Raw genomic sequence first — 13,370 nt, 5'->3', positions numbered from 1 at the left:
TATTCGGTATTAGCTACCGTTTCCGGTAGTTGTCCCAAACTTGAGGGCAGGTTGCCTACGTGTTACTCACCCGTCCGCCGCTAACTATCCGAGAAGCAAGCTTCTCTTCAAGTCCGCTCGACTTGCATGTATTAGGCATGCCGCCAGCGTTCGTCCTGAGCCAGGATCAAACTCTCCAATAAAGTATTGAAAAGAGCGATAAGCTCATTTTGAATCTGACGAGATCAAAAATCTCAATTGCGCTCCAGTCGATTCAAGCCAAGGCTTGTCTCAAACTTTCGCGTTCATCCTGCAAGCAGAATGTTCACTCACTCGTTGTTCAGTTTTCAAAGATCAAACTTATTTCGTTACCGAATATTGTTCTCTTCAGCAACTCTTATATCATAACACTTCCGAACCAACTTTGCAAGATCTTTTTTTAAGTTTCTTTCGAAGCTTATTTCAATCGCTTGCCGCACCGTGTATCTCTTTTTTTTGGCCGGAAATATAATATACCATGCAGCAGAGGTACTTGTAAAGAGTTAATTTCAAAACATATCAAATCCACGATCTAACCATATTCAGGACCTTCAATCTACAATGAACTCTTAGGTTCAATTGTATTATCCTGCAGCTTGATCTTCTTTGTTTAATCTCTCTTTCTTCTATATAAAAGAAGATAACCCTCTCAACTCTCATATTCGAGACGAAAGGGTTACCTTCTACAGCAATCTATATTTATTTACGTTCTACTTTATATCCTCTATCCTCAAGAAGTTTCACGATGCCGTGATCACCCAGGTAGTGTGCCGCGCCAACAACAATGAAATACTCCTCGCCTTTGCCGTTTTTCAAGTAATCATCGATTTTGTCCGCCATACCAATGTTACGATCAACCAACATTGCTTTGTTGTACTCCTCGTTAGTGGAGAAGCTGTTTGTCAGTTCAAGCAGTTGCTCGTCATTACCCGTTTTCCACATCTCAGCCATTTCATTCACACTGTTATCCAGCACGTCGAAGTTTTCGATTGTCGCTTTCAGTGTTTCCTCTTGTGTTTCTTTGGAAAAGTCGTTAAACATGCCAAGTTGAGATTGATAACTTTCCAACTCAATAACTGGAAGTTTGCGTTCGATTGCTTTCTGAATGAAATACAGATCCACCCCTGCTGACGCTTCGTATCCTGCCGTTGTGGACTTCAAACTTGCGAGTGTACTCTCTACTACCCAAGGCTTAAATGCATCCAAAGCGTTAGGCTCCAGACCATTTTTCTTCAATACATCGCCCAGTTTAGTATATGTTTCACTTGAAATATGATCTTTCAGTGTTGTACCATCTTGATACGAACCCAGACTTAGAACCAGCTTTTGCTGCTCTTCATCAGCGGCTTTGCTAATATCAATCTCTACGCCGAGATAATCAGCTTCGGCAAAAGCTTCTTCAAACTCTGGACGAAGTGGATAGAAGCTCTCATCAGCAATATGCATGGACCCTACCAGATAGACCGTGTTACCATTGCTTTCAACTTCCCACATGAAGCCACGTCCACCGGTTTGCGCAGTTTCCGTTGCTCCCCCTTTGGATACCAACAGCACGGTGCGCGTTGCAGCATCCCAGCGAACTTCATAACCCGCAGCGTCACCGACGATGCGGATTGGAGCGTACGTTACACCGTTGATCCGTGTAAGCTTGCTTTTGAGTGTAATCGTTTTGCCATCTACTACAGCCGTGATCGTATCATCTGTCGCAGTTGTTAGCTTCACGTCCATAGCATCCAGCGTAGTCCGCAGTGGAACTAATGTCGTACCTTTATCCAGGATTGGTGCTCCTGTAGCATATTTCACAGCTTGGTCATTAACCTTGACGGAAGTTCCTTGTGGAGCAGCCATAGCTGGTACTGCAGATGCAAGCAAACCCACCGAGATTGTAAGAGATAAGAGCATGCGTTTCCAATTCTTCATATTATGTAATCTCCTTTATTGAATATAGTTGCCAATCTTTTTAATAGAATGGACATACTTAGATACTACGGATAAAGGTGGGAAATGGTGCCACTCCTTTCCGAAGCAGCACCTTCCCTCAACCATTTTTTTCTCAAATTTAATTATCTTAGATCTTATATGCCTTCATGGCTTTAAACAATTCCTTAAAGGTTGGACGTTTACCGTACATCAGCACACCTGTGCGATAGATTTTGGCTGCAAGCCATCCGAAGATGATAATGGATACAATGAGAATCGCTAAAGACGTTAGAATTTCCCATGTTGGCGCAACTCCTGCGCCGATTCGTACCAGAATCGCTGTTGGTGACGTGAATGGAATGAAACTTGCGATTTTCAACAACAGAATGTTCGGTGTAGAAATACTGAAGATCGCAATATAGAAGGAAACAAGCGACAACATTGTAATCGGCAGAACAGCTTGACCGAGTTCCTCAGTACGGCTTACCATTGAACCAATGGCAGCAAACAACACGGCATACAGGAAGTAACCCAGAATGTAGAATATGAGTCCGTACACAATAACCGCAATATTCACATCACTCAGATTCATATTGAAATCACCTAACACTGCACGGTTATGCGGCAACAAGATATTTCCGGCAACCACCGCTCCGAAGATCCCGATTTGCAGCATCCCCACCATGAAAATACCGATGATTTTACCAAACATCTGACTGAGCGGTGATACACTCGTAATCAGAATCTCCATAATACGCGAGCTCTTCTCAGCTGTAATCTCGGAGGCAATCATGTTGCCTGTCATCATCGTCGAGGTAAACAGCAGGATGATCAGCAAGTACACCACAATATAGTTAATCGGGCTCATTGCACCTTTAGACTCAGTACCTGCCCCGCTCTCATCTGTACTCAAACTTTGCTCGGTGAGCTTCACAGGTGTTGTAATCAGTTCCTTCTGCTCCGCTGTGAGTACATCCTTCACAACCACATCCAGCTTCACACTCTGTAATGCCGCTTCAATGGATGCAATGATTTGAGGTGATACGTCTTCTGCTGAATATAGAATGGGCTGCGGGAACTCTTGCCCGGAAACAGCTTCAAACTTCAGATAACCATCGGTAAGCCCTGCTTCCGCATCTGCCGCAAGAGCAGCCTCATCTCTGTCTCCACTGGCAATGAATCGATAGGCCTGATCTCCTTGAGCCGCAGAGAAGCTCTCCAGCTTCTCGGAAACTTCAGGTTGACCTGTACTCAGAAGACCAATATTTACAGGATTACTGCTTGAAGCTCCACCAATGGAACCTCCATTAAATAAGGTAATGAAATACGGAACATTGAGTCCAATTGAAATTAAAAGTGCAAGTACAATGGTCGTTACCATGAATGATTTCGTTTTAACTTTGTTTTTAAATGTAAAACCCGTAATCGTTCCCATTTTATTCATTCGACTCACCTACCTCACGAATAAAGATTTGGTTAAGCGTTGGTTCCTTCAGTTCAAAGTGTTCCACTGTCGTCTGGGTCATGGCTGTTCTGAGAATCTCTTGAGCCGCTTCCACCTGACTAATATGTATCAGGTACCCGCGCTCATTCCGCTCGACTTTCTTCACACCAGACAACTGTTCGAGTCCTTCCACACTACCAATCGTACCCAGGAATACCTGTTCACGCGGATACCGGCTCTTGATCTCTTTGATCTCTCCTTGTACCACCGTGTTGGAACGATGCAGAATGGTGATCTGACGACACAACTCTTCAACGTGCTCCATACGATGTGTTGAGAACAGAATGGCCGTGCCTTCATCACGCAATTCTTTGACGGTGGACTTGAGTAATTCCACATTCACAGGATCCAGCCCGCTGAACGCTTCATCCAGAATAAGAATCTGCGGTCTATGCACTACGGCTGCGATAAAGCCCATTTTCTGCTGATTACCTTTGGATAATTCCTCAATTTTCTTATCGTAATACTCAGGTACCTCAAACCGATTCAGCCAGTACTTGAGACTCTGATCTGCGTCCTTGCCATTCATACCGCGAAGCCGAGCCAGGTAATTAATCTGTTCGCTGACTTTCACCTTCGGGTACAATCCTCGCTCTTCCGGAAGATAACCCATAATCTGTTGCAACTCCGTACCATAGGGCTTGCCGTTGTACAGGATATTCCCTCCGTCAGGGTGAATCAGTCCAAGCACCATGCGCATTGTTGTTGTTTTACCTGCACCATTGGCTCCGAGCAGTCCGTAGATCTCCCCCTCTTTTACATTGAGCGTGACTCCATTAACGGCTGTTTTGTCTGCATATTGCTTGACGACTTGCTTCAATTCCAATCGGTTCATCATTTATCGTCTCCCTTCGGTTATTTCCACTGTACGGGTGCATACCCGGCAATCCAGAATGCCAGTACTTCATCCAATTCCAAGTTACGGATTTTCAATACTCGGTTATTCGACAGCTCCATCCTTTCCTGCGCTTCGCTGACCCGGGTTGTAATTACGCGAACCAGACCTCCCTCTTCCAAAGAAGATTCCACAACACCCGGGATACTCTCTGGCCTTAAATCTCCTTCATACCAGACTTCCTTCCACTGATCGAGCACCATATCTTTCTCGGCCATCCCCAGCGACTGACCACGGTGCATCAATACGATGTAATCCGCAAGCCTTTTGACTTCGTCCGCAATATGTGTGGCAATCAGAATCGTGGTGTCTCCCCCCGCCATATAGGTACGGAACTGCTCAACCATCACTTTCCAGGCAAAGGGGTCCAGTCCTGATGAAGGCTCATCCAAAAGCAACAGTCTTGGGCGAGCTGCAATTGCAGCTGCAATCTCAAATTTTCGCCGCTCTCCCTTGGACATCTTGTTCAGCTTCACATCAACAGGGATTTCCATATCATGAATCAGTTGGTCGAACAACTTCATATCCCAACGCGGGTACCAGTACGCCCGGAAATGGGCCGCTTCCCGTGCTGTTATCCGGTTCTCTTCCGAGCCAGCGTTATCTGCCACAAAACCAATCTGTTGTCTCAGTTCAATGGGAAGTGGCCCATCATGTTCCTGACCAAACCATATAATCTGCCCAGCATCTGGCAGCACTACTTGCTGCAACATGTTAAGAAGGGTGCTTTTGCCTGAACCGTTGTGACCGAGAATAGCGACTATATACCCTTCCGGGATGGTCAGATCAATCGGGCCAATAACTCTGCGTTTTCGCATTTTGGATACGCCGTTCAACTGGATTGCTATCGGTTCCACGTATGAATCACTCCCTTACTTCACATAAATAGCCTTCAGGACTTCCCGGAACAGGCTCTCCATCTCTTCTTCCGTACAGCCTACCGATTTCCCGGACTGCACCGCTGCCTGCATCGCTTCCTGTGCGGCCTTTAATCTATAATTTTCTCTGTCGCCGGCTTCCACCTGGGCCACAAATGTACCTGTCCCCTGCTTCGTACGAAGCAGGCCTTCATTCTCCAGATCCTGATAGACCCGTCTAACCGTAATAACACTGCAATTCAGTGCTCCGGCGAACTCACGAATGGACGGCAAATGTGTTCCCTCCCCCAACTGACCCGTAATAATTAACGATCTTAACTGATTTTCAATTTGGTGGTATAAAGGTTCAGCGCTATTTTCATTAATTTGAATGGGTATTTTCACATCTTGCACCTCGCCCTCCGGTACACTCCAGTCTGTTACCTGACCGTGCCGGTTTCATCCTGTATTCGTACATAAGCTCATTCTCATTTTAATTCAAATCCCGATGAACCAGCTTCTTCAGCGTCAAGCGACTAAACAGCCATATCCCCCCTACGCCAGCCACCAGAGCAATCCACATGATCGGGGAAAGCAGCCCCCATGATTTACTTGTATCCATTACAATCCGAAATCCGTAACTGCCTGAAATTCGAATCACTAAAGATATGCCAATGGCGATGGGTATAAAAAGCGTACTGAGAAGCAAGTATTTCTTGCCACTGTTCAGAAACTCTCCGTAAATATACAATCCTGTTACCATAAGTCCATAACCTGTACAGGTAAGACTAAAGGCCAGATATTGATCCCATCGGAATCCTTCAGCATGAAGGTTAACTACATATAACGATCCGTAGAAAAAGATCCCATTGTAAGCAAACGCCATCAGAGACTGCTGTAGCCTGGACCACATCACCACTTGTTCAGGGATGGGAATTCTGCGATAGTAGGCCAGCATCTGCGTATAAGAATCCTCCTGTATGTAAAGGAAGGAGCGCCTGCAGAACAAAAACCCTTGAAACGGTATCATGATCAAAAAGAAGGAATCCACTACAGGATTAATGAAATCTGTCTGTTGTTGTCCTACTAACATCACACCGCTCATGCTACCAGTGTATATCATGAATATTGCAGACCATAGCCATTGGAGCTTATCCTTACTCGTCTGGCTGCGGGTCAACCACCACGCCTGCTTCCATTCGTTCATATGCATGCCTGCCTTTCACCTGTCATTCACTCATCTTGCTTACTGTGTTCACTGTGTTTACTGTATATATCAATATACACAGTATACAGACCGATCTCATATCCCGTCAACCCCTAATTTTCCTGAATCAGGAAGGGAGGTGGGCTACCGCTCTGATTTACGTTACAATAAAACACAGCACTGAACTTAGTGAAAGGGAGGTTATTGATATGACTTGGCTGATAGAGCCCGGAATAGTCTTACTTATCATCATTGGTGTGATCTGGTTGCTCATCCGAAGTGACCGTCAGCGTCACCATCGCGACCAAGGCAGACACCCCATCCGACGTAGTAACAGTTATACCGACTCTACCTCGGGCTCCCCGGTCATTATAGGAGATGACTCTCATGAGCGACATTCCAGACATAGCTTTGATCACAGACATCCGGAAACCGATTCTCACCATCACAGCAGTGACAGCAGTAGCAGCGACTCTGGAGGAGATAGTAGCGGCGGAGACAGTGGGGGTGGCGGGGATTAAACATCATTCACCAATCACAAAAGAAGGGCTGTACCCGTTATTGTGTAAACACAATTCGGATACAGCCCTTTGCCGCTCTCTAGCACCTGTTAGAAGAAGAGGCCTTACGATTAAACGAGGTTATAACCACTAGGCAGACTGCGGTTGGCGCGGATCGCACGAATCTCGGCCAGAGTCAACCGCTGATTCGTAGAGATCAGGGATTCCACGTCATTGCCACGGATCAGATCATCCAAATCTCTCAAGTTGGTGTTGCCTCGGAAGACCCGGAATCCACCTTGGAAGTTTGGACGTGTAAACACAACGAGTGTTGCATTGGAACTTGTTGAGAAAAAGCGCAGGCTCTCCACCCCATCCAAAATATTGTCCAGGTTACGAAGACCCGTGTTGCCACGATAGATACGGCTTCTCCCTCTGTAGTTCTCTTCAGAATACACGGTAAGACGTGGATACGTTTGACTGACATTGACTGTTTTTTTCATCTTGTTTCCCCCTCTCGAACTCATTCTATGAATGAATGAAAGAGGAAGCGTGGACGGATCATCTTCTAGATTCGTCCATTTTCATATTTTCAGAATATCATAGTGACACATGCACAATTAGCCTGAGGTTGTGGTCTCTACTATTACACGCCGAGGATAACTTCCCATACCGGACGTGTATGACCACCCGGATATAAGAGATATAGAAGAACATACACGACAACACCCGTTAGCGCTGATCCGAACCAGATCATGGACGTGAACTTGCCCCAACGGCGATGTGTCCCGAACTTCTTTTTGAACCCCAGCACCAGTGTGGAGATGCCAAATATCGCTGCCACGGTAGCAAGGATAATATGAAAGATCAGAAATATTCGGTAAAAGATCTCCAGATCCGGGTCCCCGCCCCAAGCCGTATTGCCTACGAACACTGTACGAGACATATAGATCACAAAGAAGATTAGAGCCGCAATCGCTCCAGCTACCATGGCGGACTGATGAGCCTCACGTTTGCCCCGAATAATCAGTATCCATCCAATTCCCACCAGTACTGCACTAATCACAATGAAAGAAGTACTGATCGTGGGTAGCCAAAAATACATATCCATCGTGTGTTCCCCCTCTTGTCAGAACATTGACTTAATTACTTGGCAGCCGGATTGAGTGGCCCTCCCGTGTCCCCTGCGGGATACGAATCATCATCATCTTCCTGTTTCTCTTTCCTATACCATTGGAAAAAGACATAAGCCAGCATGGAGGCAAAGATCCCTTCCTGAATAAACTTCATGACAATGCCACCGACCTGCTGATCTTCCTTCGCAGAAGACAGGAAGTTGAAGAACGCAGGCCCACCGAAGGAGCGAAGTAACGCCGTAGAATCTCCTGACACACAATACCGCATGGCTTCAGCCCATACTGCCGGGTTGCTGTACGTCTGATACAACGGCTCGGCCGCAAAAATAATCAATCCACACGCAGGCGTGAGCAGTACCATATTCAGAAAAATAAAACCGATCTTGGATAACCCCGATGCTTGTCTGCCTTCTGGCAACGGATTAAGCAATGTCCACCACATGAGCATCGAGGTGATAAACAGACCAATATAATACAACCGGTGAACGGTAAAATTCAGCATGACGTAATCATGTACAATCGGTAGGTGATACAGCGAGAACAGCCCGTTAAAGAGCACTGCCGCAACGATCGGATGAGCCAGGAACGATAGCTGGCGTGTAGGCAACCAGCGTACGATTCTACGCCATACCCAGATCGGCAAACCTTTCATCATCAGCGGCGGGGCTACCAGATAGGAGAACGCCATGCTCACCATGTGGAAGCTAAACATCACGTGACCAAGCAGATTAAACGGTCCAGCTTGAGCCAGATACAGGACAAACAGCCCTGTAATAAACATAATTTTCTGTGCGGCAGTCGCTGGCTCTGCATCCTTTATTTGCTCGCTTAATGGTCCGACAATCACCAGATAAGCTGCAGCAATAATAAGAAATAAAGCCAAGATAAGCGGACTCCATAAGTCGTTGAAGCTAAAATATTGCAACCCGAGCATACGGGAAACCTCCCCGTGACCTGATTTGGTTGTTGCCTGCATTTCTTTGATAGGATCCATTCTCCAAAAAGGGGAAAAGACGGCGGCAATGCGCCGCCGCCATCTCTTTTACCACCAGACCCAATAGAGTGCCATAATGATGCCCGTAAAGGCTACGAAAAAGCCAAAGGCCATAAACAGGATCGGCATCAAGTGCCCTTTGTCCTTCATGTGCATCCAGTAACCCAACTGAACGAATACTTGAAGAATAGCCATGACAAGCAAAATAATAATCGTAAAGGTTGTGTTGACCCCTCCAGCAGAAGCAGCTGCAAACGCAATCAGCGTGAGAATAATGGAGAAAATAAACACCACGACGTGTTTCTGTGGCCCTTCCGTCCGGTGACGGTGTTTCACAGGCTGTTGATCTGTCTTATCCTGTGCCGACATGTGTTACCCCACCTTTCCGAGCAGGTACACGACCGTAAAGATGAACACCCAGACCACGTCAATAAAGTGCCAGTACATTGCGGAGACGTATACTTTAGGTGCAGTTACGACCGTCAATCCTTTTTTGAACAGCTGCCCGATGATGATTCCGATCCACACAATACCAAAAGCAACGTGGGCTCCATGGAACCCGACCAGTGTATAGAATGCTGAACTGAATGCACTCGTGGTCATGCCAAACTCTTTATGTTTCACATACTCGTAGAACTCGTAAATTTCCAGTGCGAGAAATCCCATACCCAGTACTACCGTGATGCCAAGCCATAACGCAAGTGCATCTCGCTTGCCCTTATGCATGGCCTGAATCGCAAATACACTCGTCAAACTACTGACCAGGAGAATGAACGTTGCGGCGGCCACGAGTGGCAGGTGGAACAGTTCATTCGCCGTAGGTCCATCATTGGTTTGGCCACGAAGAGCCAGGAAGGTAGCGAAGAGTGTACCGAACAGTACCGTCTCGCCGCCAAGGAACAACCAGAAGGCGATAAGCTTGTTACGGCCTTCCAGCGTTGCTTTCTCCGGTTCATGCGGCAATTTGTCGTTCACCGGTTCGGCATGTGAGGTTGTCATGTTCTAGCCTCCTTCTCATCCTGATCCTCCGGTTCAATATGCCAGCCATGATCATCATAAAGTGAACGAAGTGCCATTGCACCGAATGTGATTACGAGACCAATAATAACTACAATATAATTGTTAAATATGACATTCATAAATGCATTACCAAATTCATCCTTGCTGAACATCAAGCCAAGTCCGGCGATAAAGATACCTATCGACATTACAAATGGCAACGGTGTTGCTGAAGGCATATGAATCGAACCTACAGGTTCTGCCGGTGTCATCTCCGTATGTCCTGCCATTTTTTCCTTCCAATATGCATCAATTCCGCGTACCAGCGGCGTCTGCTTGAAGTTATATTCCGGCGGCGGAGATGGAATAGACCATTCCAGTGTACGGCCGTCTTCCCATGGATCATTCGGTGCCCCGGCTGGTTTTCTCGTTGTGATCACGATGTTCACGAGGAACATGATAACCCCAACACCCATTAGAAACGCACCGACGGAACTGACCAGATTGAGCAGGTCAAAGTCCTGATTCGGCAAATATGTAACGATCCGGCGCTGCATTCCCATCAGACCGAGGAAATGCTGTACAAAGAACGTTAATTGGAAACCGATCATAAATGTCCAGAATGTCCATTTACCCAGTGTTTCGCTCAGAATACGTCCGAACATCTTCGGCCACCAGTAATGCAGTCCCGAGAACAAGCCAAGCACCAGTCCCCCTACAATAACGTAGTGAAAGTGAGCTACAACAAAGTACGTATCATGGAACTGAAAATCTGCCGGAGCAGATGCCAGCATGACGCCTGTAACACCGCCCATAACGAAGGTTGGGACGAAACCAACAGCAAACAGGTTTGCTGCGGTAAAACGGATCTGTCCACCCCACATCGTAAAGAGCCAGTTAAATATTTTGATTCCTGTAGGTACGGCAATCAACATCGTGGAGATGGAGAAAAGCGCATTCGCTACATTGCCCAGCCCTGTTGTAAACATGTGATGCGCCCATACCATGAAGCCCAGGAAGGCAATGAGAATGGTGGCAAATACCATGGAGCTGTATCCGAACAACCGTTTACGCGAGAAGGTCGGAATAACCTCCGAGATAATACCAAATGCCGGCAAAATAAGAATGTATACTTCCGGGTGCCCGAAGATCCAGAAGATGTGCTGCCAGAGTACCGGGTTACCGCCACCGGCAACATCGAAGAAATTCGCTCCCAGTATACGGTCAAACGTTAACAGAACCAATCCTACCGTAACGGCAGGGAATGCAAAAAGGATGATTGCTGATGTAATAAATGTCGTCCAGGTAAACATCGGCATCCGCATGTAGGACATGCCTGGAGCACGCATTGTAATAATCGTTGCAAGAAAGTTAATGCCCCCAATGAGCGTTCCCAGACCCGCGATCTGAAGGCCGATGGTATAGAAATCCACACCATGCGTTCCACTGTACTCACTGCCCGAAAGCGGCGTATACGAAGTCCAGCCCGCATCCGGCGCTCCGCCCATAACCCAGCTCAGGTTCAGCAGCAATCCACCAAACAGGAACGTCCAGAAACCCAGCGCGTTAAGAAACGGAAAAGCTACGTCCCGCGCCCCGATCTGCAAAGGCACGACAGCATTCATAATGGCAAAAATAAGTGGCATGACACCAAGGAAAATCATCGTTGTTCCATGCATTGTAATCAATTCGTTGAAGACCTGTGCCGATACAAAACTATTCATAGGCTTCATCAGTTGAATCCGAATCAAAATGGCTTCAATGCCGCCGATTCCAAAGAAAAATCCACCCGCAACCAAATAAAGAATGGCGATTTTTTTGTGATCGACGGTGGTGATCCAATCCATCAAGCCCCTGTACCTCTTGACGCTATGCGCATGAGCCAAGGTTGTGTACCCCCTTCTTCGTCCTTGCTGTTCTATTCATAGTCCAATTTGTAGTTGGCCAGATATTCGGCAATTCCGTCGATTTCTTCATCCGTCAACCCAAGATCTTTGGGATTCGGCATGGTATTACCCGGCTTCACGGATTGTGGATCATGGAGCCATTGTTTCATGTTATCCAGTACGGGACTACCTTCTTCCTGCCCCTCACGAGAATTCAGCAGAATGCCTGCAACAGATTCCTTGCCGCCGATGCCCGTCAGGTTAGGTGCAACCGGTCCACCTTGATCACCAACAGCGTGGCAAGAAAGGCAGTTTGTTTTGAACTTTTCGGCCAATTGAGTGTCTTCAGGAAGGACTGCGGGTGCTTTCATCTGATTCACCCATCTGTCGAAGGATTCCTGACTCACTGCTTTTACCTTAAACTCCATGAAAGCATGCGATCTGCCACATAATTCGGCACATTTACCGCGGTAAACGCCTTCATTCGGTGCAGAGAAACTGAACTTGTTAAGTGTTCCATCCGGGTTTGTGTCCATTTTGCCCGCCAGTGACGGCACCCAGAAGGAGTGAAGCACGTCAGCGGTTTTTAATTCGAATGCGATTTTTGTTCCGGTCGGGATGATGAGATCTTGAGCGGTGGTTACGTCATATTGAGGATAAGTGAATTCCCACCAGTACTGATGCGAGGTGACTTGGACCTTAAGTGCGTTTTTGTCATTGGACAGATCTTCGCCTTGGGCAAAAATCGTTTGGACCGTCGGTACTGCCAGAACAATAACCAGCAATAACGGAATGGCTGTCCAGATTACTTCCAGCTTGAAATTACCTTCAACCTGTTCGGGCATCTCAGTCTGCCCGGCTCGTCTACGAAACCGGATCAGAACATAGGCCGCTATGGCAAATACAATGATGAGCACCACGATCATAATCGCGATGGATAACTTCATCAGATCATATTGCCCTTGCGCTACAGGACCCTGAGGTTTCATTACCGACAAGTCTTCCCGCCCGCATGCGGATAGCAGCAAAGAGAACACCGCCAGCAAGGGGAGAATTCGCTTTGCAACCTGCCACTGTTTCATCATTGATCTACCCCACTTTTTTACGTTTTCGTAGATTACCGCTGTCGTTCGGTAGAAAGGCAACAAAAGATACGTTTCAGCACGATACGCATAATCCTCTTCATCATACAGAACGCTTACAAAATGACGCTTCCAGTACTCCCGTGATTTCCTGCTCAGGGCATGTCTGCGCATTCTTCCAATTCATTCTATATGCTTCAATCACTTATTAAATATAAGTTGAGGGTATGATTTTGTCAATCTTTGGACACATGTTCACAAATTGTTCACTTTATGTAAAAAACCGCTCTACAACTTGATTTGCAAACGATTTCAGTTAAAAGTATTACACTCTACATTTGAAAATTTTTGCCAAATTTCGGTGATGAATCT

14 protein-coding genes and 1 rRNA gene are annotated in these 13,370 nt (G+C 46.6%); 1 reads left to right on the top strand and 14 read right to left on the bottom strand.

The window, feature by feature from the left end:
* From J7E78_RS21970 to J7E78_RS21940, 7 genes are all read right to left on the bottom strand, one after another.
* Positions 1-182, bottom strand: a 16S ribosomal RNA gene (locus tag J7E78_RS21970); the annotation flags it as partial.
* 535 nt (positions 183-717) lie between these two features.
* Positions 718-1,938: a TraB/GumN family protein gene (locus tag J7E78_RS21965; RefSeq protein ID WP_215078198.1), complete on the bottom strand. Its 1,221-nt coding sequence runs from the start codon at positions 1,936-1,938 to the stop codon at positions 718-720.
* Between the two features lie 148 nt (positions 1,939-2,086).
* Complete coding sequence (locus J7E78_RS21960; protein ID WP_215078197.1) at positions 2,087-3,382, bottom strand: ABC transporter permease; 1,296 nt, start codon at positions 3,380-3,382, stop codon at positions 2,087-2,089.
* Complete coding sequence (locus J7E78_RS21955) at positions 3,375-4,277, bottom strand: ABC transporter ATP-binding protein (RefSeq protein WP_215078202.1); 903 nt, start codon at positions 4,275-4,277, stop codon at positions 3,375-3,377. Before J7E78_RS21955 ends, J7E78_RS21960 begins: the two co-directional genes overlap by 8 nt.
* A gap of 20 nt (positions 4,278-4,297) precedes the next feature.
* Entirely contained in the window at positions 4,298-5,194 is an 897-nt protein-coding gene (locus tag J7E78_RS21950) for an ATP-binding cassette domain-containing protein (protein WP_215078196.1), read from the bottom strand.
* A gap of 15 nt (positions 5,195-5,209) precedes the next feature.
* Complete coding sequence (locus tag J7E78_RS21945; RefSeq protein WP_036613231.1) at positions 5,210-5,599, bottom strand: GntR family transcriptional regulator; 390 nt, start codon at positions 5,597-5,599, stop codon at positions 5,210-5,212.
* Positions 5,600-5,687: 88 nt separating this feature from the next.
* Positions 5,688-6,401, bottom strand: coding sequence for a hypothetical protein (locus tag J7E78_RS21940; RefSeq protein ID WP_215078195.1), 714 nt, complete (start codon positions 6,399-6,401; stop codon positions 5,688-5,690).
* Between the two features lie 209 nt (positions 6,402-6,610).
* Between J7E78_RS21940 and J7E78_RS21935 the strand changes: the two genes are divergently transcribed.
* Positions 6,611-6,922: a hypothetical protein gene (locus J7E78_RS21935; protein WP_215078194.1), complete on the top strand. Its 312-nt coding sequence runs from the start codon at positions 6,611-6,613 to the stop codon at positions 6,920-6,922.
* Between the two features lie 110 nt (positions 6,923-7,032).
* Here J7E78_RS21935 and J7E78_RS21930 read toward each other — a convergent pair whose 3' ends face one another.
* The 7 genes from J7E78_RS21930 to coxB form a co-directional block, all read right to left on the bottom strand.
* The gene (locus J7E78_RS21930; protein ID WP_074093350.1) at positions 7,033-7,404 is read right to left on the bottom strand and encodes a hypothetical protein; all 372 of its coding nucleotides are present in this window, start codon (positions 7,402-7,404) and stop codon (positions 7,033-7,035) included.
* A gap of 143 nt (positions 7,405-7,547) precedes the next feature.
* Positions 7,548-8,012, bottom strand: coding sequence for a DUF420 domain-containing protein (locus J7E78_RS21925; protein WP_215078193.1), 465 nt, complete (start codon positions 8,010-8,012; stop codon positions 7,548-7,550).
* A 35-nt stretch (positions 8,013-8,047) separates the two neighbouring features.
* Positions 8,048-8,971: a cytochrome c oxidase assembly factor CtaG gene (ctaG, locus tag J7E78_RS21920; protein WP_215078201.1), complete on the bottom strand. Its 924-nt coding sequence runs from the start codon at positions 8,969-8,971 to the stop codon at positions 8,048-8,050.
* Positions 8,972-9,079: 108 nt separating this feature from the next.
* A complete protein-coding gene (locus J7E78_RS21915) occupies positions 9,080-9,400 on the bottom strand; it encodes a cytochrome C oxidase subunit IV family protein (RefSeq protein WP_215078192.1) in 321 nt (106 codons plus the stop codon).
* Between the two features lie 3 nt (positions 9,401-9,403).
* Positions 9,404-10,030 (bottom strand): cytochrome c oxidase subunit 3, encoded by a 627-nt coding sequence (locus J7E78_RS21910; RefSeq protein ID WP_047840264.1) that lies wholly within the window; start codon positions 10,028-10,030, stop codon positions 9,404-9,406.
* A complete protein-coding gene (gene ctaD / locus J7E78_RS21905) occupies positions 10,027-11,877 on the bottom strand; it encodes a cytochrome c oxidase subunit I (protein ID WP_397330608.1) in 1,851 nt (616 codons plus the stop codon). The genes J7E78_RS21910 and ctaD overlap by 4 nt, the downstream gene beginning before the upstream one ends.
* Before the next feature lie 71 nt (positions 11,878-11,948).
* Positions 11,949-13,001, bottom strand: a complete 1,053-nt coding sequence (coxB, locus tag J7E78_RS21900; protein WP_215078200.1) for a cytochrome c oxidase subunit II — start codon at positions 12,999-13,001, stop codon at positions 11,949-11,951.
* Between the last annotated feature and the right edge of the window lie 369 nt (positions 13,002-13,370).

Origin of the sequence: Paenibacillus polymyxa, from assembly GCF_018614975.1 — a bacterium.
GTDB classification, from domain to species: Bacteria; Bacillota; Bacilli; order Paenibacillales; family Paenibacillaceae; genus Paenibacillus; species Paenibacillus polymyxa_E.
Note: the sequence above shows the minus strand (reverse complement) of the source record. Positions and strands in the feature narration are given on the sequence as shown.